Consider the following 22,472-nt stretch of genomic DNA (forward strand, 5'->3'; position numbering starts at 1 on the left):
GGTGTTTCCCTAATAGGAACCGGGGAAGAAGCCACCCATAATAAAGCTATACGAAGGACGGCACATTGATTCCCCAATCATTGTCATTCAAGCAGAAGGAGTTGAACTGTCCTATGAAACGAAAGTCGGGGCTGAAGTTCTTCAAGAGGATGGAAAGCTATTCTGACAATTGGTCCGTTCTGGAGGAGAAAAGCAGGGAATGGGAGGATATGTACCGCAAGCGCTGGTCGCATGACAAAGTGGTGCGGACAACGCATGGCGTGAACTGTACAGGCTCCTGCAGCTGGAAGGTTTTTGTGAAGAACGGGATCATCACTTGGGAAAACCAGCAGATTGATTATCCTTCCTGCGGGCCGGATATGCCGGAATTCGAACCGCGCGGATGCCCGCGCGGAGCTTCATTTTCCTGGTATGAATACAGTCCGCTGCGAGTGAAATACCCTTATATGCGCGGCCGGCTATGGCATATGTGGAAAGAGGCCTTAAGCCAACACAGCGATCCGATCGCCGCTTGGGCCAGCATCGTCGAAGATCCGGAGAAATCGAAGTCCTATAAACAAGCACGGGGTAAAGGCGGTCATGTCCGTGTGTCCTGGCAGGAGGCCACGAAGCTGATCTCCGCGCAGCTCATTTATACGATCCGCAAATACGGGCCGGACCGCATTGCCGGTTTCACCCCGATTCCGGCCATGTCGATGATCAGCTATGCTTCAGGTGCCAGATTCATTTCTCTGCTCGGCGGCGAAATGCTCAGCTTCTATGACTGGTATGCGGACTTGCCGCCGGCATCTCCACAAATCTGGGGAGAGCAGACCGACGTGCCGGAATCCAGCGATTGGTACAATGCCGGTTACCTGATCATGTGGGGCTCAAACGTACCGTTAACGCGGACGCCGGATGCCCACTTCATGACGGAAGTGCGATATAAAGGCACCAAGGTTGTGTCGGTCGCGCCGGACTATGCCGAGAACGTCAAATTTGCCGATAACTGGCTGGCTCCGAATCCCGGAACGGATGCGGCCATTGCGCAGGCCATGACGCATGTCATTTTAAAAGAATTCTATCATGAGCGCCAGGAGCCGATGTTCCTGAATTATGCGAAACAATATACGGATATGCCTTTCCTGATTCTATTGGATGAGTTTGAGGGGGGCTACAAGGCGGGACGCTTCCTGCGGGCAAGCGATCTGGGCGATGCCTCTCAGCATGCCGAGTGGAAGCCGGTGATCATCGACGAGAATACCAATGAAATCACGGTTCCGAACGGCACAATGGGACAGCGCTGGGAGCAGGATAAGAAATGGAACCTGATCCTGGAGCGCGAGGACGGCTCGGTCATTGCGCCGGCGCTGTCCGTGGAGTCTCAGGGTGGGGAGTGGCAGACGATTTCCTTCCCGTTCTTTGACAACAACGCTAACGGTACCTTCAAACGCCTAATTCCGGCGAAGACCATTCAGCTGGCGGATGGAACGGAGCGTCTGGCGGCAACGGTATACGATCTGATGTTGAGCCAATATGGAATAGGGCGGGCAGACAGCGGGCTGGGTGTAGACGAATACAAGGATGCGGATTCCTTCTATACCCCGGCCTGGCAGGAAAAAATCACGGGTGTGAAACCATCGGTCGTCGTCCAGATTGCCCGGGAGTTTGCGCAGAATTCGCTGGAGACCGGGGGACGCTCGATGATCATCATGGGCGCCGGGATTAACCACTGGTTTAACAGTGACACGATCTACCGTTCCATTTTGAATCTGGTCATTCTAACGGCGTCTCAAGGCGTAAACGGCGGCGGCTGGGCGCATTACGTCGGCCAGGAAAAATGCCGCCCGATCGAGGGCTGGTCCACGGTCGCCTTCGCGAAAGATTGGCAGGGACCGCCGCGTCAGCAAAATGCGACCTCGTTCTTTTATTTTGCGACCGACCAATGGAAGTACGAAGAAATGGGGGCCGATTCGCTGAAATCGCCAACGGGCGGGGAAATCCGTTACCAGCACCCGGCGGATTACAACGTGCTTGCCGCGAGACTTGGGTGGCTTCCATCTTACCCGCAGTTTAACAAAAACAGCTTGAAGTTTGCGGAGGAGGCAGCACAGCTGGGGAAAACCACCCATGAGGACATTGTGAAGCATACGCTTGCGCAAATCGTCTCTGGAGATACCAAGTTTGCGGCCGAAGATCCCGATGCGCCTGAAAACTTCCCAAGATCCTTGTTCGTATGGCGCTCGAATCTGATCTCAAGCTCGGCCAAGGGTCAGGAATACTTCATGAAGCATTTATTGGGCGCCTCGGACAGCCTGCTCTCGACGCCGAATGAAGAGGATAAACCGGAAGAAATGGTGTGGCGCGAAGAAGTCGAAGGCAAGCTGGACCTGCTTGTTGCGCTGGACTTCCGGATGACATCAACGCCGATGTACGCAGATGTAGTCCTTCCTGCAGCGACCTGGTATGAAAAAACGGACTTGTCTTCAACCGATATGCATCCTTTCGTGCATCCGTTTAACCCGGCAGTAGATCCGCTCTGGGAATCACGGTCGGACTGGGATATATACAGAACGATTGCCGAGGTCTTCTCCGACATGGCAAAGACCCATCTTCCGGGAATATATAAGGACCTGGTCACCACTCCGCTCTCTCATGACTCCATAAGCGAGATCGCCCAGCCATACGGTGAGGTGAAGGATTGGCGCAAGGGTGAAATTGAGGCCGTACTTGGCAAAACAATGCCCAATCTGACGGTGGTTGAGCGGGACTATACGAAAATTCACGACAAATATATTACGCTCGGTCCGAACCTGGCTACAGGCAAAGTCGGAGCGCACGGCGTCAGCTTCTCGGTCGCCGAAGAGTATGAAGAGCTGAAGCGTTTGAACGGAACGTATTACGACGACACCATCAAAAACGGCCTGCCCAAACTTCATACGGCAAGAAATGCGGCGGACGCCATTTTGAATCTGTCTTCGGCCACGAATGGCAAGGTATCGCAGCGAGCCTGGGAATCGGCGGAGCAGGACACCGGCGTGCAGCTAAAAGACATTTCCGCGGACCGCGCTGCAGAGCGCATCACGTTCCAGAGCATTACGGCGCAGCCGCGGGAAGTCATTCCGACGCCGGTATTCAGCGGATCGAACAAAATGGGAAGACGATACTCCCCGTTCACGACGAATATTGAACGGCTCGTACCTTTCCGCACGCTGACCGGCAGACAGCATTTTTATATCGACCACGAAATTTTCCTGCAGTTCGGCGAAGCGCTGCCGGTGTATAAACCGACCCTTCCGCCAATGGTATTCGGGCCGCGCGACAAGCAGATTACCGGGGGAAAGGATACACTCGTGCTCCGATATCTGACGCCGCATGGCAAATGGAACATTCACAGCACCTACCAGGATAATCTGCACATGCTGACGCTGTTCCGCGGAGGCCCGACGGTATGGATTAACAATGATGACGCAGCGGCGAACGACATTCAGGACAATGATTGGCTGGAAGTATACAACCGCAACGGCGTTGTCACCGCCCGCGCCGTTGTCAGCCACCGGATGCCGAAAGGCACGATGTACATGTATCATGCGCAGGATAAACACATCAACGTGCCGGGCTCGGAGATTACGAAGGATCGCGGCGGCAGCCACAACGCGCCGACGAGAATCCATGTAAAGCCGACCCAGATGGTCGGGGGCTATGCCCAGCTCAGCTATGGTTTTAACTACTACGGACCGATCGGCAACCAGCGGGATGTGTACGTGGCTGTCCGCAAAATGAAAGAGGTGGATTGGCTTGAAGATTAAGGCACAAGTCGCCATGGTCATGAATTTGGATAAATGCATTGGCTGCCATACGTGCAGCGTCACCTGCAAGAGCACCTGGACCAACCGTCCGGGCGCGGAATACATGTGGTTCAACAACGTGGAAACGAAGCCGGGCATAGGCTATCCGATCCGCTGGGAAGACCAGGAGAAATACAAGGGAGGCTGGACGCTGAAAAAAGGCAAGCTGCAGCTGAAATCCGGCAGCAAGCTGTCCAAAATCGCGCTCGGCAAAATTTTCTACAATCCGGATATGCCGGAAATGAAAGATTACTATGAGCCGTGGACGTATAACTATGAGCATCTGACGAATGCCGGGGAGAAGAAGCATCAGCCGGTGGCCCGTCCGAAATCGGCAGTAACCGGCGAGACGATGAATCTGGAATGGGGTCCGAACTGGGAAGACGATCTGGCGGGAGCCCATGTCACCGGCCCGAAGGATCCGAATATCGAAAAAATCGAGGAAGAGATTAAATTCAACTTCGAGCAGGCGTTCATGATGTATTTGCCCCGCCTGTGCGAGCATTGCTTAAACCCGAGCTGCGTAGCGTCCTGTCCTTCCGGTGCGATGTACAAGCGGGATGAAGACGGCATCGTCTTGGTGGACCAGGAAGCCTGCCGCGGCTGGCGATACTGCATGACCGGCTGTCCGTACAAAAAGGTGTATTTCAACTGGAAAACGAACAAGGCCGAGAAATGCACCTTCTGTTTCCCGAGAATTGAAGCCGGTCTGCCTACGGTATGCTCCGAAACCTGTACAGGACGTATCCGGTATTTGGGCGTGCTGCTGTACGATGCCGACAAGGTACAGGAGGCAGCATCCACGCCGGACGAGAAGGATCTTTATCAGGCCCAGTGCGATCTGTTCCTGGATCCGCATGATCCGGCAGTGATCGAGCAGGCGCGGAAGGACGGATTAACCGAAGAATGGATCGAAGCTGCCCAAAATTCGCCTGTCTATAAACTAGCCATTGAATACAAGCTGGCCTTTCCGCTCCACCCGGAGTACCGGACGCTGCCGATGGTTTGGTACGTACCGCCGCTCAGTCCAATCATGAACTATTTTGAAGGCAGAGATTCGATCGAGAATCCGGACATGATTTTCCCGGCAATTGAGGAGATGCGCACACCGATTCAATATCTCGCGAATCTGCTCACGGCAGGGGACACGGTGACGGTGAAGGATGCCTTGCAAAAAATGGCGATGATGCGTTCTTATATGCGCGCGCAATCGTCGGGGGCTGAGTTTGATGAGACACGGTTAGCACGGGTTGGCTTGACCGCCTACCAAATGAAGCAGATGTACCGTCTGCTTGCCATCGCGAAATACGATGACCGGTTTGTTGTCCCGACTTCGCATAAGGAAAGCCATATGGATGTTTACCGTTCGCAGGGTTCCGAAGGTTTTAGCGCAAGCTGCGGCGGTTGCGGACCGGAAGGACTGCAGGGCAAAACGGGCAAAGAGCTGTACGAAGAAAACTTCTACGGGGGGATCTGGCGTGATTAATCTCGGAAAGCTGCATGATTATAAACATGTTTTCGGTTTTTTCGCTCAGCAGCTCACGTATCCGGAAAAGCTGGATTTCCACCCGTCGGTTATGGAGGAGTCGCTTGACTCCTCTGACCCGGCCTATGAATCCATCAGAACGTACTGGACGACCATGCATGAATACAGCATGGAAGAGATTGAAGAGCTGTACGTCCAGACCTTCGACTTTCAGGCGAAATCCACATTGTATATGACCTATTATAAATTTGAGGACGGCAGGGAACGTGGCCAGATGCTCGCCAAACTTAAAGAGACGTATGAGATGTTTGGTCTGGGCATCGCGGGCTCGGAACTATCGGATTATCTCCCGCTGATGTGCGAGTTTCTATATGCAGCGAATTGGCAGGGGCGCGAGAAGGAAGCTGGAGAGAGCCTGGATTTGATGCTGGCTGTCATGGAGGACGGCACTTATCATCTGCTGAAAGCTTTGGAGAAATATAAGAGTCCGTATCTTTATCTCATTCAAGGCCTTCGCGCGACGTTCAAAGCATGTTTCAATCAGGAGGAGGCGGCTCATGAGCATGATTAATCAGTTTCTGTGGGTCATTTTCCCCTATATCTGCCTTGCCGTGTTTATTGTCGGTCATATTTACCGTTACCGTACGGACCAGTTTAACTGGACGGCCAAATCCAGCGAGTTTATCGAGAAGAAACATCTCAAGCTGGGCAGTCTCATGTTTCATTTAGGCATCATTCCTGTTATCGGAGGGCATGTTGCAGGCTTAGCTATCCCTCAATCCTGGATGGAGTCACTGGGGATCAGCGACCATATGTATCATATCGGGGCGGTGTATATTGGAAGCGCATTTGGTTTTCTAACGCTGGGAGGCATGGTATTGTTAACCGCCAGGCGGTTCACCATTCGTAATGTCCGAAAACTCAGCACCGCTTCGGATATGCTGGTTAATGTCCTTCTGCTGTTTATCGTATTTATGGGGATGTACAGCACGCTGGTCACGAACGCGGTGCAGCCGGAATTCAATTATCGGGAAACGGTCTCCGTGTGGTTCCGTGGATTGTTTATGCTCCGTCCGGATGCTTCGTTGATGGTGAACGTGCCGCTGTCGTTTAAAATTCATATTCTGGCCGGATTCGGCATTTTTGGCTTATGGCCGTTTACCCGATTGGTGCATGTGTGGAGTGTTCCGTTGAATTATGTGGGGAGAAGATATATTCTGTATAGAAAGCACCGTAAATTTGAATCGTAGAGCGGAAGAAGGCTGTTGGGCCTTCTTTTCTACGTCAGAGGAGTAATGGAAATGAAGAATCAGCCGATCTTTAATTACCAAAGTGAAATGGATAAGCTTCGAGCCCGGTTTCAATTCGATTTCGTGTCCATGGCGTTGGTGCAGCCGGCTGAAGACCGATTTGTTTTGACCTGGCAGTATGCCTCGGGAAATATAAACGAGAGGTACAAGCGTATCGTTTTACATTCCGGCAAAGGCATCGCGGGAATGGTATTTAAGACCGGAAAACCGATGCTGATTCAAAACGTGAATGCCGATATTGAATCAAGGGACTTGTATAATTATCCAATTATCGTTGCAGAGCAGTTGAAAAGCCTTGCCGCAGTACCGCTGTGGGAAGGCTCTCGCGTCAAGGGGGTTTTGCTTGTGGGATATCGCAAGGAAAACGTGCTGGATCCAAGGTCCTTTGAGTCGTTTCAGGAAGGAATGGGAACGGAATTTGGTGCTTTTTATGCCAAGGAGGTATCACAGCCTTGATTCAGATGACGGATGAGCATTTAAGCGAATTGCTTAGAAGCATGTATCAGAATAGCATGGAGGCCATTTTTTTTATCGACGAAAAGGGCAGCGTGGTGGCTATGAATCCGGCTGCGGAGAACATCCTTGACATTGATGTGATTGAGAGGATGCAGTCCGGTGCGGATGGTTCCTTCTGCCAGACCTGCAAAGGCTATACCGATGAACAGGATCTTATAACCTGCTCCACATGCTATTTAGATTATCCGCATGGGGAGTTTTCATCGTTCCAGGTCTATCTTAAGACGCGCGGCGAAGGCATCGTTCCCTATGCGGCCAGTTACCATATCATCGATGAAGCCCGCGGCATCCGGGTGATGATGCTCCTTGACCTGACGAAGCAGCAGAAAACACAGGAAATGCTGCAGCGGACGAATATGCTGAAATATGTCATCAAGGCACAGGAGGACGAGCGTAAGCGGATATCCCGCGAGCTCCATGATAGCGTGGCTCAAGAGCTGCTCAGCTCGCTGGTCGACCTGCGTGTCGTTAAATATATGGATGTAGGCGAGGATGTGCTCAAGAAGCTGCATCAGACCGAGGTGTCTTTAACCCGGCTTCTGGATGATATCCGGCATTTATCCGTTGAACTCAGACCTGCTTCATTGGATGATTTGGGGCTTGAGGCTGCATTCCGCTCCCATTTTAAATGGATCGGGAAGAATTACGGAGTGCTTGTTGAGTTCTCTGCGGAGTTAGCGGCAGCCCGCTACGGCAGCGAGATTGAAACGGTTGTGTACCGGGTATGTCAGGAAGCGGTGCTGAATGCCATGAAATATTCAGGAACGGACGAGGTGCATGTACGATTATGCGAAGTGAACGGCTACCTTCAGCTAACCGTTCGTGACCGTGGAGTTGGGTTTAATATGGTCATTGATGAAGCCAAGGGAACCGGATTGGGGCTGTACGGGATGCGGGAACGCGCGGAGCTCGTCGGGGGTCAGTTTATTTTGCTGTCCGCTCCCGGTGAGGGTACGACGGTTCAGCTCAACATTCCGCTTACGAATGGTGACGACAAGCCGGAGGTGAGGGTTACGTGAAAATTGTGATTGCGGATGATCATGCCGTGGTCCGCAGCGGATTTTCCATGATTCTGAATTACCAGGAAGACATGGAGGTTGTCGCGACGGCGGCAGACGGTATGGAGGCTTACACCATGGTGGCGAAGCATCGGCCGAATGTGCTGTTGATGGATTTAAGCATGCCCCCCGGCGAAAGCGGACTGATTGCGACCGGCAAGATCAGCAGCGAATTTCCGGAAACGAAAATTCTGATTCTAACCATGTATGATGATGACGATTACCTGTTTCATGTTTTAAAAAACGGGGCTTCAGGTTATGTGCTCAAAAATGCGCCGGATGATGAATTAATCTCCGCCATCCGCATGGTGCATAAGGGAGGGACCTATATTCATCCCCAGATGGCGACTTCCCTGGTTCGGGAGTTTATTAAGAAAGATAGTGAGAGCGCGGAGCAGGATCCGTTTAACAGCCTGTCCAAAAGGGAGATTGAGATCCTGCCTCTAATCGCCAAGGGCTATGGCAATAAGGAGATCGCGGAAAAACTGTTCGTATCGGTCAAGACGGTGGAGGCGCACAAGGCCAAAATTATGGAAAAGCTGAATTTGAAAAGCCGTCCGGAGTTAGTGGAATATGCGCTGAAGAAAAAATTGCTGGATTTTTAGTCTTACCTATACAACAGGGCGCAATAAAGGGTCATTGCTTAAAGGAATAGGGAAGTTCCCCGGTGAGATTCAGGGAACTTCCCTATTAGCATTGTGAATAGGTGCACGTACAATAGGAGCTGGGGATCAATATGCCATTCATTACGCTTTAGAAAAGGTGATGGAAATGATCAAAAAGGTGCAGCTTCCGCTGCAAACAATGAATCTGGTGCTTGGCTTTATGGTATGGGTCATCATCTCCGCGCTCTTGCCGTTTATTCGCGAGGATATCTCCATTACGGCCGACCGCCTCGCTATTCTGACGGCTATTCCGGTGGTGCTGGGTTCGGTCCTCCGGATTCCGCTCGGCTATTACGCCAATGTGGTGGGAGCACGAATTGTTTTTATCGCCAGCTTTATCCTGCTGCTGTTTCCGGTTTATTTTATCAGCTCGGCTACCTCCTTTACGCATTTGGTAATCGGCGGCTTGTTCCTTGGGATCGGGGGGGCCGTATTCTCGGTCGGCGTGACCTCGCTGCCTAAATATTATGCGAAAGAGAAGCTCGGACTCGTAAATGGGATATACGGAATGGGCAACATCGGCACCGCCATTACCACGTTTGCTGCACCGGTCATCGCGACTCAGATCGGATGGTCCAAAACCGTCCAGCTGTATTTGGTTCTGCTGTTGATCTTTGCCGTGCTAAATGTAATCTTAGGCGACCGTAAAGAAATCAAAGTGAAAACACCGATCATGGAACAGATCAAGGGTGTATATAAAAATGAAAAATTGTGGTTTTTCTCTCTTTTTTATTTTATTACATTCGGTTCGTTCGTAGCCTTTACGGTGTACTTGCCGAACTTTCTGGTTACCCATTTCGAGCTTGCGAAGGTGGATGCCGGGATGCGGACGGCAGGGTTCATTTTGGTAGCAACAATATTACGCCCTGTAGGCGGCTGGCTTGCAGATAAGTTTAAACCGCTGTTCTTATTAATGGGCGTATTCATAGGGCTCACGGCTGCGGCCATCCTGTTGGCATTCTCTCCATCCATTGGCTTGTATACGGCCGGCTGCTTAACCATTGCCGTTGGTGCCGGGCTTGGAAACGGGGTTATTTTCAAACTCGTGCCCCTTTATTTCAACAAGCAGGCCGGCATTGTGAACGGTATCGTGTCCATGATGGGCGGTCTTGGCGGATTCTTCCCGCCGCTGATGCTTTCCTTCATCCATTCGGCTACGGGGCAATATTCCATTGGGTTCATGGCTTTATCGCAGGTTGCGCTGGCCAGTTTCGTTATTGTGGTATGGATGTACTATCAGGACAAACTCTCCGTACAATCCGAGGTGTTTAACTCCACCGGCCAGGGGATATTGGTTACGGATCGGAGCGGAAAGATCAATGCCGTCAATCCGGCATTCACGAAGTTAACGGGATATTCAGAGGAGGAAGTACTTGGCAAGAATCCGAGCGTATTGAAATCCGGAAGACAAACACCTGCGTTTTATCAGGCGATGTGGTCTGAAATCATGGAACACGGGAGCTGGCAGGGGGAGATTTGGAACCGCAGGAAGAACGGAGAAGAGTACTTGGAACTGCTAACGATTAACGCGGTAAAGGACGAATCGGGTGACATCGTTCAGTATGTGGGCACCTTCAGCGATATTACTTATCATCCGCCTGGCCGTTGTTCGAATGGCTGAAGTTATGGATCGTACCGGGTATGAGTCTATGGATTGGAGAGGGAGAGACACATGAAAAAGACGAGGTTTGTCATACCACGGGAGCATGGTGGCTGGGCCATGGTCAGCGTACCCTATATCATAGGAATGGCGGCCGCCAAGCCGGCGCTTCTGCACCTTCCGCTATTTTTGGCGTGGTTAGGTTTATATATGGCATCCTATCCGTTTCTGCAATCCTTAAAGAAAACATCCCAACGTAAAACATGGTTATCCTGGGGGATCGTTTATGCCCTTATCGCTATTGCGTTTCTCATTCCGGTGCTTGTCTTCAAACCGATGATGCTCTGGTTTGCACCTGTGCTGCTCATCCTGATCATGGTGAATGTTTGGCATGTCCTTCAGAAATCGGAGCGTGCGCTGTTAAATGATATTTGCGCGATTCTGCTGTTCTGTACCGGAGGCGCCGCTGCTTATATGCTGGGAGGCGGTGGTTTCGATCCGATCCTTGCCGCCGTCATTGGGTATAATTTCCTTTATTTTACGGGGACCGTGTTCTTTGTCAAATCGGTCTTCCGTGAACGCAAAAACAGCCGCTGGACCGTATACGCAAAATTGTATCATGCTGTGATGTTGGTTCTGCCGATCATCTTCGGGAATCCATGGATGTGTCTGCCATTCTTATTTCCGTTCATTAAGACGTTACTGTATTCCGGAAAAATAATGAAACCGATGAAGGTCGGAATCATCGAGATTGTAGGTTCCGTCCAGTTTTTATTGCTGTCCATCATTTTGATGTAGTCTGCCGTTTTCATAAAAATCGATTCCATCGTCCATTCTGTTATAATAAGTGAAGGTATACAGAAGGGAACGATGTTAATGACATATACAGCGCAGCAGGTGGCCGAATGGATGGTGGAGGAAATCCGGTTTACGGGTAATTTGTATCAGACGGAGGCCATCCGCTATGTACGCGAGAACTTCGGGGAAGAATTTGTTTTCGTGAACGAAAACGGAAACGCCTCGCTGTCCAAGGACGTGAAGAAGGCATTCCGCAAACTGCATGGCGGACGGATTGCTTGGGATCGCGACGGATTCATGTGGGCGTGGACGTAGTCTTGTTGAGAAAAAATAATAAGGACAGAGACCGCTTAACGGCCATCCTCCCTTTCATAATGAGAACAGCTGCCTTGAAACCAGGGCAGCTGTTTTTCTTCATGACTTATTTAATTCGGTGAACCGTGAATTGTCCGGTTGAAGCGTGCAGGGTCTTCGCAGCCTGCTCTGGGTCCAGCTGGCGATGCCGCTCTACCGCATAACGGAACTCATAGAAGCCGCCAAGCGTCGCTTTGAAGTTGGTTTCCCAGTAGTTGGTCAATATCCAGGCATACGTGGAAGGACGGCTGTCCGCCGGCTGCATGGTGTGGAGCTGACGAGGCGCATGCTCCAGCGTTCCCAGCTGTACGAGCGGCGTGTCCGTCATGGACAGGGCCAGCGCTTCCCGGTCTATAGCCGAGTGCCAGAATATTCCCTCTTGCACACTGGTGTAATCCAGGCAGCTTCCGGGAATTTGATCCTTCCAAGGCCGGAAATGACAACCGGCTTTTTCCACGTATAACTCGGCTTCAGTGCCCATGGAGAACGGCAAAGCCACATAGACATTTTCCGGCAGCCAGACGCTGTCCTTGTGGAAGCGGACGGACACCTCGACCCGAGGCTGGTTGGCAAACATCTTGATGTGGAGGGCATAATAGCTGAGTCCCTTCACGTCGAACACCAGCTCGACCAGGGCAAATAGCGGTCCGTTGTCCAGCACGGTGACTCGGGTCAAGCGTCCGGTATCCCGCTGGACGTTCGTGCCCTTCCGGTTGCGTCCCATGCGGCGGCGGGTTGAGCATATTTCGGACGGATTAAACTCATCCTGTGCCGGCGTTACCTCGTAGATGGGGGTGAAAGGCGCGTGCTCGCGTGCGCCGTCTAGCAGGTCTGCTGAGCGTGTCTTATCGATCCAGGCCGTAATGCCTTCGTTCATCTCCCATTCGATCCGGAAGGATTCGGATTCGATCGAACGCTTGCCCACCACAATCGGATAAGGAGTTATGGGCTGTGACTGGATGTCGGCGATTCCTTCGCACGCAATCGGTTCGGTGTTGCGCGCAGTCACCATGTTCCCGGAAGCGGAGAGTGCATCCGGTGTTTCGTGCGGATGGATGTACAAGATCCGGGACTCATCCGGTTCAAGCGAGAGCTGCGTAACAAGCGCCCCCGTGTGTGCCAATTGGTACGGTAGCGCCTGCCCGGTCGTTTCGTCGATGAGCTCGAACTTTTTCTTCAGGATCACGTGTTCCCAGCCATCCAACGGAATGGCGACCTGCAGCGTCGCTGCGGCCGGTTCCGTATTGATCACCTCGTAGCGCAGGGGACGATGGGGAGCGAGCAGCGCGCCTTGACGGGCTACGAGTGCTTTATCCAGCGCCCGGTAAGCCATCTTGCTGGCTTCCGCCGCATAGGCCTGCTTCCGCACCTCGAGCATTTGCACCTGCGGATGCCATGGCTCATACACGGAGGAATGATAGCCCCATGTATGCTCGGCATACATGGTCAGCGCCTGTGACGTTTCCTCGACCTCGGCCAAGCTTGCCGCACCATGGACCGGATCTAGCCGCTTGACTTTGCGAAGCGTGCGCTGGGCATCCCGGTAAATCTGGGTATGCATTGCTGTTGAAGCGACCCCATCAGTCCACCAGTCCGGCCAATCCCCCCGGTGTACCGGAAGCGCGGACAGGTCCTCCTGTTTCAATGCCGCAAAAAATTCGGACAGCGTAGCCATCTTAATGGTGATTTGGTCGCCGTATTGTTCATTCCATTTCGTAATCCACTCCGCGATATCCGCATTCGGGGATGCATTGTCCGTGCCCAGGCCGGAGACCATGACCGGAACGAAGGAATACGGATAGGACTCCTGCTCAAGATTCCATAAATACCGGTTAATCCGTATAGCAGCGATCTCGTTATGACGTTGTTCAGGCTCCATCAGGTTATGCTGAAGCTCGTCCTTGATGATATATTTGCCCAGTGCATCAGGGCAGAACCCGAGCTCGTTGCCAAACATATAATGTTCGCCGTTCCAGACAAGCAGCCTGCCGCCATTCGGACTTTCCCACCAGAACGGGGTTTGTTTGCGGCCCAGCGGATACATGCCGTGATGCGTATGGATACAGGAAAACAGATGCTCGATGTTATTTTGCAGCAGGCTTTCGGCATACCCCCAGCTGTATCCGTTAATGTCGGCGGTCATGGCGCTGTCGATCCGATGTCCGAAGGACTCCGCGAACTTTTGCGCCTTGCCGTGATTCCGCAGAAGGAGGTCGAAATCCGGGAGCTCGGTCATATTGAGATAGGTTCCGGACAGTTCGATGTCGCCACGCTTTACCGCTTGTTGAAAAGCTGCTTTTTCCGCCGGGGTCGCTGCTTCGAGAAATTTTTCTACGGCCCAGAAGGTCTCGCAAGTCCAGCGGAACGATTCCCATTCCGGGCGCTCCCCGCGTTGTGCGGCTTCCGTGATGTCTAGTGCCTGGCGGATAAAATCAACATGGTACTGCTCGATTCTCTCTTGGCGTTCCGTGTAGCCGATATCCGTGTGGGAATGATGGATGACATAGATCGTCCAGGGACGGGCGGGTCGATGACCGCCTTGGGTGGATAGGTTCATATATTAGTGACCTCCTATAGATTAAAATGGGGAGCGGATGCATGATGATCCGTATCCTCGAATAGCTTCTCAATGCCGTTAAACACAGCCGCCGTTCCGTCTGCGAGAGCGTGAACGGGAACGGCGTGCCTGCCCAAAGCGAGCATGATATCCTTTTCCCATAAGGGCAAGCTGCCCGAGATTTGCCCGCCCAGCACTAGGCGGCTCGGTTTGAACACGGATAAATAAGGTAGGAGCATTTCTCCCAGCTCGCTGCCATATTCGCGGAATACATCCTGAGCTTGCGCGTTACCGCTCTTTGCAGCTTCAGCGAGGTCGGCTACGTCGAACCCGTCAGCCAGGAGTCCCCGCTCCGAAGCCATGTTCAGAATGCCCCTTTTCCCGAAATAGCTGTCCACGATATGATCCCGGTAAGGCTCCGCAAACAGCATTCCGCTGCTTGGGATACCGTGCCTGCCGGCTACGATTTGACCATTCTCCACAAAGGCAGAGCCGAGGCCCGTACCGAGCGTAAGGCATAGGAGACGGCGTTCCGATGGGAACCGGGTGGAGGCCCCAAGGCCGAACATGAAGGCATCATTGCCGAACCGGATATCGGCGGCGGTCAGACGGTTCATCGTGACACCCGGGAAGGATGACTTGAGTCTCTGAAATTCGTAGCGGAGCAGATCCCGAACCGATTGCTTGAACAGAGCGTCATATTTGCCTAGGCCTTGAAGAAGCGCAATGCCTTTTGCATAATCGAAGGGCCCCGGAAAAGCGAAGCCGATCCGGATTGAATCATGATAATCCAACGGCCGGAAGGCCGAAGCGTGATAGTTGATCAGATCATGACAGGCTTGGGCGAAGCTGGAAATCGTATCCGCCGCGGCTCCGTGCGATTCCGAAGGCCGGGTTATGAACGAGCCGGGGATTGGCAGCCCGTTCACGATGAGCGCTCCCTTCAAAGCGGTGCCGCCGGCATCAAGCGCGATGGTGATGGGGGCAGGGGAGGGCACGCTTTCTGGATCGGCGCTATCCTTGCGGTTCATGCAAATTCCCCGCTTTCTGTTGGCCGGGAAGGCGGAAGCAGTGGAGAATCCCAATCGGGATTGACCCTCGCTGCAATCAATGCGCATGGGGATCCGGACAGATTCTCCAGTCGGTATTCGCCTAAACATGCCGGAACAATGTAAGATTCCGCATAGCCCCATTCAACGGCCGCACTCTCGTCCGCTGCCGGCACGAGGCGGACACGTTCGCCTTCCACGAGATTGTACATGACGAATTCTCCTTGGGTGTCCGCTTTCCACGTTTCCTGCAGATTCAGCCTGCTGACCTGGAACAGAAGATCTTCCCGTTGACCCAGCAGTTCCTCCGAGCTGCCCCCTTGACGGCTTACGACGGTTGGCCGGGCGATAAGCCCGCTTTCTACCGCAGGCGTATTCATGGCGTCATTAATATTGTGGCGCGCATGCTCAGGGTTCATCGGGCGCGGTTTGCCATCGGCGTCCAGGCGCAGATAATCGTAGATCTTGAACGTGAACCACCAGGTGGTCGAGGAAATTTCCAGCACCAGATTATCCCTGCCGGAGCAGTGGACCGTGCCCGGTGGAATGAGGTAGAGATCCCCTGTTTGCGAGTTGTACTCGTTAACGTAGTCGGAGAGCTCAAGCGGCTCTTCCCGAAGCTGGGCGTCTTCCACTGCTGCAAGCAGCCGTTCGCCGCTTATTCCTTCCTTCAGCCCGAGATACACCTTGGCTTCCGGGGCATTGCGCATGATGTAGTACGATTCTTGCTGCGTCATATGCTCATTGAACTGCGACTCTGCATATTCCTGCAGCGGATGCACCTGAAGCGACAGCTCGCCGCCCTGCATCGTATCCAGATAATCAAACCGGATCGGGAAGTAGTCGCCGAACAGCCGGACATTACGCCTTCCCATAATCTCTTGAGCCGCTGCTTCCATGAGCAATGTGAACGGAACCTCGAAGGTGATATCCTGCACGCGCAGCAGAAGCGTGTTCTCGGGAGCGATAGGCTCAAAGCTCCAGGCGCAGTTGGGCCATTCGTCGGGAAGACCGCATAATTCCTTAAGATATTGACCGCCCCATATTCCCGGGGCAAAAAACGGCTTGACCCGAAACGGCTGCCGACTTGCTTTGCGCAGTACGTTTGCCAAGGCGGCAGCCGGCAGCCACACCGGCTCTTCCGGACGATTTAAGTCCATGTAATACGCTTGGTTGTCGGAGTGTTGGGCATGGGTATGATGGGCTAACCAGTCGCGACGGTAGGTCTCCCAGACGGGCCATTCGAGAAATAAACAATTCTTGTAAGTCTCAACCTTGTCGAAGGAGCTGCCCAAGCCGAAGCTGCCCATATGCTGGGCATGGCGCCGCTGCTGGTTCTCGCGGGAGTAATCGGCGTAGAAACGAAGGTCGGGGGTCCGGCCTTGAAGCAGCGAAGCGCCGGGTCCGTGCAGGACGTATATGCCGCGCATCGCGTCAAATGCATGCGCATTTTTATTCAAGGCTGGCCGTGCGTCCTGTTGAAAATATTGAATGGGGCGGACATCGGTTGCTTTATAGCCGAATGCCCGGTTATCCGTAAGATAAGGAGCCATCTCGGCCCGGAGCTCGGCTTCGGGTTTGACGTAATCGGACGTGGAATCGCATGCGAAGGCGATGCCTTCTTGCTCACAGGCTTGCTGAAGCTTGGCCAGCAGTTTATCGAAATCGGCGCCGTGTGTTCCGTCAAGCGTAATGAAGATACTGCTTTTTTCCTGTGATTCATGCTGGGAATTTTTTTGTTTATAGGTCGACAGGATAAACGAGCACCATGCGTCGGTCCCATTCTTCATAAATTGGGGTTCGCTGCCAAAGTCCAAGTGGTTGATCGGGTGTGATTGAAAGGTCGTTGCAGGTTTCATGGATAAATGGTTCCTCCCTTCCGGAATGTCGGTTACGACTTCATTGTAGGAGGAAGGGGAGGATCCGTCTTTATAAAAAGAGGAAGTGTTTTTGTACGATCAGGACATCGACGTCTCTAGTCGCTAAAGCTCGGAGTCGTAACGGCCTTCTGAAAACTGGGAACGCCGGAAGCGGGCCGGGGTTACGCCGAGCTTGGACGTAAACACCCGGGTGAAGTAGTGCACGGACTCAAATCCGCAGGAGACGGCAATTTCTTTGATCTGCCGGTCTGTATTCAGAAGCAGGTGTTTCGCTTGCTGCACGCGCTGCTCCTGCACATAATGAACAAAGGATTGATGTCCGTATTTACGGAACAGCCGGGTTAAATGACGGGTCGTAACGTGAAGATGGCCAGCCACCCGCTCCAGCGAGAGCGGCTCGCCCAGATTATCCTGGATAAACAATTCGGCCTGATGAAACATCGAAGCTCCTTCTTCGCGTGCTCCAGGATCGGAAGGTTCTTGGTAGAAACCGGGACCGTGGGCAGCCAGAATCGATAATATGAGTGAAGCTGCCAAGCTGTTCAGCATATGCGGCGGGTGCTGCTTACCGCCAGAGCCCGACTGAAACATTGATAGCAGCGAAAGCCACAAGAGTCCGGACGCTTGCCCGGCATCTTCCTGAAGCACCGGAATGCCTTGGATGGCTAACCTTCGGAAAGCAGCCGTATGGAGATCGCTGTTTGCTGATTCATCCAGTTCAAAGGCAACATAACATAAGGCCAAGCCCTCCCTGCTCTTAATTTGGTGCTGGATGCCCGGCCTTGAGAGAAACAGGGTGCCTGGATGAAGATGGAACTCTGTCTCGTTTTCGATATACGAGCCGCAGCCTGTCAACACGTAACAAGCTTCAAAAAAAGAATGCTTATGCTCCGTATTGTCGTAGTGGCGCGGCATAAATCCCCAGTAGTGGATCCGGACGCTCAGTTCCTGCTGTTCAATGGAGTTCAGGGTTCGGTTTAATATGGAATTGGCCCGTTTGAATAACGGGATGAAAGTTTCGTCATCGATTTGCATGGGAGAGGGTGCTCCTTCTCGGAATTGGCATATATCTCTGCCAAGAATATAGGACAAAATGGGACTTCTAGTCACTCTCTATTTTATATCACAGATAGGTTTTATTGAAAAAATGGGTAAGTGATGTCATGCATAGACAGCTACACAAGTTCTTCATAAGTAGCTGCTATGCTATGAACATTCAATATAAGAGAGGAGTTCATCATATGTCAGCTAAGAAACGATGGAAGCCGCTTATTCTGGTTGCGTTGGCATCCCTCATCCTCATACTGGGTGCCTGCGGTAATACGAAGAGTGCAAACCCCGATAACAACGAAAACACGGAAGCCACCGGGAACATGGATGGCATGGATCATGGCAGCATGAACCATTCCGGCTCGGGCGAGATCCCGGAAGGGTTGAAGGCGGCAGAGAATCCGACCTATGCGGCCGAGACCCAAGCGATCATTGAATCCGATCACATGCCCGGAATGAAGGGGGCAAAGGCAACGATTGTCGGGGCGTACGATACGACGGTGTACACGATATCGTATACGCCGACGAGCGGCGGACCCGAAGAGAAGGATCATAAATGGGTGATTCATGAGGAGCTGAAGGATGCCGGGAAGGAGCCCTTGGAACCCGGAACGGAAGCTGTCGTGAATGCGGATCATATGGAGGGCATGAAGGGAGCCACTGCCGTTATCGATTCCGCCGAACAAACGACGGTCTATATGGTGGACTTCACGACGACAACCGGCGAAGAAGTCAAGAATCATAAGTGGGTGACGGAAAGCGAGCTGGCCCCCGTACAATAGAAGTTTTATGAAAAAAAGAAAACAATCGTTCTCTATATCATGAGAGCGATTGTTTTTTTATGCATATGGCCGTACGGCTCAGCTTTCTTTGATCTGCTTCAGAGCGTCCGTCACTTCCGGATATCGAAACTGGAAGCCGTGTCGCAGTGCCTTGGCCGGAAGGATACGCTGGCCCTTTAGCAGAATGAGCGACATTTCGCCCAGGATGGCTTGGAGCATGAAAGCAGGCAGGGGGAGCCAATGCGGACGGTGATAGACCTTGGCGATGCTCCTGCCGAGTTCATCATTCGTGACCGCATGCGGGGAAGCCGCATTCACGGCTCCGGATATGGCCTCGTGCCGGATGCAATAATCGATCAAATCCACGATATCGTCGATATGTATCCAGGAGAGCCATTGCTTGCCGCTGCCGATCTTACCGCCAACGCCTAGTTTGTAGGGCAGCAGCATTTTGGGAAGGGCTCCGCCTTTACCGCCCAGAACAACGCTGATGCGCAGCTTAATTAACCGGTCAACCGGGATGCGGTCGGCCGCTTGCTCCCATTCCTGCACAACCTCGGACGGGAAATCCATAATCGTGGCTGGGCTTTCCTCATCAAAGGTTTCAAACTCGGATGTGCCGTAAATGGCCATCGCCGAAGCTTGAATGACCACCGGAGGTTTAAACGCCAGGCGGTCCATTAGCTCGGCTACGGAGGAGACGGTTCGTTGTCTAGACTGAAGGATTCTCTGCTTGCCTTCCTGCGTCCAGCGCTGACTCAGGGAAGAGCCTGCAAGGTTAACGAGGGCATCCAGACCCTCAAACCGCTCGGGATGGGACTTCATCTCATCCCAGGTCAGATAGGATATAGACCTGCTGGGTTTGGGATTGTCCGGTTTCGATCTTGTGACGATGATCATGTCATGCCCGCCCTGCTGCCAACGCGTGCACAATGCCTCTCCAATGAAACCGGTGCCTCCGCAAATGGCTATTCTCATGGTCGAACCTCCTTGCAAAAGTTATCATCAACCCTGACAAAACAAGGCTAAGAATCGTTGCCCCTCATCGATTGAAATGAGCGGAGAAGGATACTGGGATGCGTTTCTTACCTGATGCTAAATCCAGTATTATACAATCCATTATACTGGAAATGCGGTATGATACCATTAGATGATATTTCTTTAGTTTGTTCATAATTCGAATCGGTAAGGAGTGCGGGATGGGACTTATAGAGAAATTTCAAACCTTGATCATTATGGGCGCGGTGGCGATTGGGCTGGCAGTGGGACAGCTGCCGTTCGCCGCAGAGTATGCGGAATACACGATCGTTCCTTTTTTGCTGCTGATGTTATATGGATTGTTTCTGACGATACCGCTGCGGCAGCTGCGAAAGGCGTTTAAGAACATCAGGTTTCTGGGAGCGAGCACGCTCATTAATTTTATATGGACACCGCTGCTAGCCTGGGGACTCGGTGCTGTCTTTCTGTCGGACCACCCGGCGCTTTGGATCGGATTCATCATGCTGATGGTGACCCCCTGTACAGACTGGTATTTGGTCTTTACCTCGATTGCCAAGGGAAACGTACCCTTGGGTGCTTCGGTGCTTCCTATAAACCTGATCCTACAGGTGCTGCTGCTTCCGCTGTATTTGCTCTTGTTCTCCGGCACGATCGAAACGATTTCGATGGCAACGCTGATCGAAAGCGTGCTGCTTGTGCTCGTCGTTCCGTTCACGCTTGCGCATCTCACCCGTTTCATTCTGAGAACCAGGAAAGAGGTGCTGGAGCACAAGGTGATGCCGTTCTTCGGCAGGGCCCAGATTGTCTTTCTGAGTCTCGCCATTGTTGCGATGTTTGCGTCTCAAGGGTCATACTTATTGAATAATATGGACATGGTATATATCCTCATTGTTCCGATCCTGATTTATTTCACGATGAATTATATGCTGGGCAGTGTGGTGGGCAGCATGCTGCGTTTCACCTATGAGGATTCGGTCAGCCTCCATTTAACGATCATTGCCCGGAATTCCCCGGTAGCCCTCGCGATCGCCGTGACGGCCTTTCCGGACCAGCCGGTGATTGCCCTTGCCTTGGTCATCGGACCGCTGATCGAACTGCCTGTGCTTGCCGTTGTATCCCAGCTGCTGTTAGTAACAAGAAGAATGAAACAGAAGTCGGTTACCTGACGGTGCTCAGAGCCGCACGATCAAAGTTGCGCGGCGGCTCGCAGTGTCAGGATAAGCTGCAGGGCTTGGAATAGAGAAGAACCGGAAAAACAGTTTGTTGCACCCTCATGCTGGAGTCAGGGGTGAACAAACTGTTTTTTTGTGCACATGCCATCGGTATCGATTCCTCATGCAAACGCCTGCCTTACGATCTCGACGGCCTGGTCCAGTTCCGCTTTGGTGATGATGAGCGGAGGGGCGAAGCGGATAATGGATTCATGGGTTTCTTTGCAGAGCAAGCCGAGATCCTTTAATTTCTCGCAGTAGGTTCTGGCTGGGACGTTAAGCTCCATGCCGATAAATAGGCCTCTGCCGCGCACTTCCTTGATATCGGGGTGCCGGATGGTTCGAAGCTGCTGAAGGAAATATTCGCCGAACTCCTTGGAGTTGCCTTCCAGCCCTTCCTCCAGGAATACATCCATGGAGGCAATGGCCACCGCGCAGCCGAGGGGATTCCCGCCGAAGGTAGAGCCGTGGGACCCCGGCTCGAATACACCGAGGATATCGGCGTCCGCCGCCACGGCAGAGACGGGGAAGACGCCGCCGCCAAGCGCTTTTCCGAGGATGTACATATCCGGCACGACATCCTCCCAGTCGCAGGCAAACCGTTTCCCCGTCCTGCCGAAGCCGGTCTGGATTTCGTCCGCGAGCAGAAGGATACGATGCTGCTTGCACAGCTCCATTGCGCCGCTCAGGTATCCGTCAGGAGGGATGACAATACCGGATTCTCCCTGGATCGGCTCTACAAGAAAGGCGGCCGTATTCGGTGAAATCGTCTGCTTGAGCGCTTCCAGGTCGCCATAGGGGATGACTTTGAAGCCCGGCGTGAACGGGCCGAAGCCTTCCCGATATTCGCTGGAGGAGGAGAAGGACGTGATGGTGATCGTGCGTCCGTGAAAATTGCCTTCGCAGACGATAATTTCGGCCTGATTGGCCGGCAAACCTTTCTTCCGGTAAGCATAGCGGCGTGCTGCCTTGAGCGCCGTTTCAACAGCCTCGGCTCCCGTATTCATGGGAAGGATCATATCTTTGCAGGTGATAGCAGCCAGCTTCTCGTAAAACTCGCCCAATCGGTCATGATGGAATGCGCGCGAGGTCAGAGTCACCTTATCTGCTTGTTCCTTTAAAGCCCCGATAATACGGGGGTGACAATGTCCTGCGTTCAGCGCCGAGTAGGCGCTTAACATGTCGATATACCGCTTGCCGTCCGAATCCGTCACATGGATGCCTGCCGCTTCGGCAATGACGATGGGGAGGGGATGGTAGTTTCTCGCACCGTACTTTTCGGCTTTCTCGATATGCGGGTTTGAAGGGTCCATAGCGTTACCTCCTTGGG

Annotated in this window: 18 protein-coding genes; 12 read left to right on the top strand and 6 right to left on the bottom strand. The window is 52.8% G+C overall.

The window, feature by feature from the left end:
* The first annotated feature begins 113 nt into the window (after positions 1-113).
* The 10 genes from MKY82_RS10610 to MKY82_RS10655 all read left to right on the top strand — a co-directional run bounded on the left by MKY82_RS10610 (position 114) and on the right by MKY82_RS10655 (position 11,575).
* Positions 114-3,788, top strand: a complete 3,675-nt coding sequence (locus MKY82_RS10610) for a nitrate reductase subunit alpha (protein WP_339296071.1) — start codon at positions 114-116, stop codon at positions 3,786-3,788.
* Complete coding sequence (gene narH, locus MKY82_RS10615) at positions 3,778-5,313, top strand: nitrate reductase subunit beta (RefSeq protein WP_071223729.1); 1,536 nt, start codon at positions 3,778-3,780, stop codon at positions 5,311-5,313. Before MKY82_RS10610 ends, narH begins: the two co-directional genes overlap by 11 nt.
* Positions 5,306-5,884 carry a nitrate reductase molybdenum cofactor assembly chaperone gene (gene narJ / locus MKY82_RS10620; RefSeq protein WP_194541776.1) on the top strand — a complete coding sequence of 193 codons (579 nt, stop codon included), beginning with the start codon at positions 5,306-5,308 and terminating at the stop codon, positions 5,882-5,884. Before narH ends, narJ begins: the two co-directional genes overlap by 8 nt.
* On the top strand, positions 5,871-6,563 hold the full coding sequence (narI, locus tag MKY82_RS10625) for a respiratory nitrate reductase subunit gamma (protein WP_194541777.1): 693 nt from the start codon (positions 5,871-5,873) through the stop codon (positions 6,561-6,563). Before narJ ends, narI begins: the two co-directional genes overlap by 14 nt.
* Positions 6,564-6,614: 51 nt before the next feature.
* Positions 6,615-7,079 carry a GAF domain-containing protein gene (locus tag MKY82_RS10630; RefSeq protein ID WP_339296072.1) on the top strand — a complete coding sequence of 155 codons (465 nt, stop codon included), beginning with the start codon at positions 6,615-6,617 and terminating at the stop codon, positions 7,077-7,079.
* Entirely contained in the window at positions 7,076-8,158 is a 1,083-nt protein-coding gene (locus tag MKY82_RS10635; RefSeq protein ID WP_194541779.1) for an ATP-binding protein, read from the top strand. The genes MKY82_RS10630 and MKY82_RS10635 overlap by 4 nt, the downstream gene beginning before the upstream one ends.
* Positions 8,155-8,802: a response regulator transcription factor gene (locus tag MKY82_RS10640; RefSeq protein ID WP_071223733.1), complete on the top strand. Its 648-nt coding sequence runs from the start codon at positions 8,155-8,157 to the stop codon at positions 8,800-8,802. Before MKY82_RS10635 ends, MKY82_RS10640 begins: the two co-directional genes overlap by 4 nt.
* A 166-nt stretch (positions 8,803-8,968) precedes the next feature.
* A complete protein-coding gene (locus tag MKY82_RS10645) occupies positions 8,969-10,483 on the top strand; it encodes a nitrate/nitrite transporter (protein WP_071223961.1) in 1,515 nt (504 codons plus the stop codon).
* Positions 10,484-10,534: 51 nt separating this feature from the next.
* The gene (locus MKY82_RS10650) at positions 10,535-11,260 is read left to right on the top strand and encodes a YwiC-like family protein (protein ID WP_194541780.1); all 726 of its coding nucleotides are present in this window, start codon (positions 10,535-10,537) and stop codon (positions 11,258-11,260) included.
* A 78-nt stretch (positions 11,261-11,338) separates the two neighbouring features.
* Positions 11,339-11,575: a hypothetical protein gene (locus tag MKY82_RS10655; protein ID WP_041621962.1), complete on the top strand. Its 237-nt coding sequence runs from the start codon at positions 11,339-11,341 to the stop codon at positions 11,573-11,575.
* A gap of 106 nt (positions 11,576-11,681) precedes the next feature.
* Here the strand turns inward: MKY82_RS10655 and MKY82_RS10660 are convergent, their stop codons facing one another.
* The 4 genes from MKY82_RS10660 to MKY82_RS10675 form a co-directional block, all read right to left on the bottom strand.
* Positions 11,682-14,171, bottom strand: a complete 2,490-nt coding sequence (locus MKY82_RS10660) for a glycoside hydrolase (RefSeq protein ID WP_339296073.1) — start codon at positions 14,169-14,171, stop codon at positions 11,682-11,684.
* A gap of 14 nt (positions 14,172-14,185) precedes the next feature.
* Positions 14,186-15,202: an ROK family protein gene (locus tag MKY82_RS10665; RefSeq protein WP_339296074.1), complete on the bottom strand. Its 1,017-nt coding sequence runs from the start codon at positions 15,200-15,202 to the stop codon at positions 14,186-14,188.
* The gene (locus tag MKY82_RS10670) at positions 15,199-17,079 is read right to left on the bottom strand and encodes a class I mannose-6-phosphate isomerase (RefSeq protein ID WP_339296075.1); all 1,881 of its coding nucleotides are present in this window, start codon (positions 17,077-17,079) and stop codon (positions 15,199-15,201) included. The genes MKY82_RS10665 and MKY82_RS10670 overlap by 4 nt, the downstream gene beginning before the upstream one ends.
* 123 nt (positions 17,080-17,202) lie before the next feature.
* The gene (locus tag MKY82_RS10675) at positions 17,203-18,135 is read right to left on the bottom strand and encodes an AraC family transcriptional regulator (protein WP_194541784.1); all 933 of its coding nucleotides are present in this window, start codon (positions 18,133-18,135) and stop codon (positions 17,203-17,205) included.
* Between the two features lie 206 nt (positions 18,136-18,341).
* On the opposite strand from MKY82_RS10675, the gene MKY82_RS10680 reads away from it, so the two are divergent.
* Positions 18,342-18,932 carry a YdhK family protein gene (locus tag MKY82_RS10680; protein ID WP_194541785.1) on the top strand — a complete coding sequence of 197 codons (591 nt, stop codon included), beginning with the start codon at positions 18,342-18,344 and terminating at the stop codon, positions 18,930-18,932.
* Between the two features lie 78 nt (positions 18,933-19,010).
* Here MKY82_RS10680 and MKY82_RS10685 read toward each other — a convergent pair whose 3' ends face one another.
* The gene (locus tag MKY82_RS10685; RefSeq protein ID WP_339296076.1) at positions 19,011-19,910 is read right to left on the bottom strand and encodes a TIGR01777 family oxidoreductase; all 900 of its coding nucleotides are present in this window, start codon (positions 19,908-19,910) and stop codon (positions 19,011-19,013) included.
* A gap of 221 nt (positions 19,911-20,131) precedes the next feature.
* Between MKY82_RS10685 and MKY82_RS10690 the strand changes: the two genes are divergently transcribed.
* Complete coding sequence (locus MKY82_RS10690; protein ID WP_339296077.1) at positions 20,132-21,097, top strand: arsenic resistance protein; 966 nt, start codon at positions 20,132-20,134, stop codon at positions 21,095-21,097.
* Positions 21,098-21,264: 167 nt separating this feature from the next.
* On the opposite strand, the gene MKY82_RS10695 is transcribed toward MKY82_RS10690, so the two are convergent.
* The gene (locus MKY82_RS10695; RefSeq protein WP_339296078.1) at positions 21,265-22,455 is read right to left on the bottom strand and encodes an ornithine--oxo-acid transaminase; all 1,191 of its coding nucleotides are present in this window, start codon (positions 22,453-22,455) and stop codon (positions 21,265-21,267) included.
* Positions 22,456-22,472 lie beyond the last annotated feature (17 nt).

The organism is Paenibacillus sp. FSL W7-1279 (genome assembly GCF_037969845.1).
Classification (GTDB): Bacteria; Bacillota; Bacilli; order Paenibacillales; family Paenibacillaceae; genus Paenibacillus_AQ.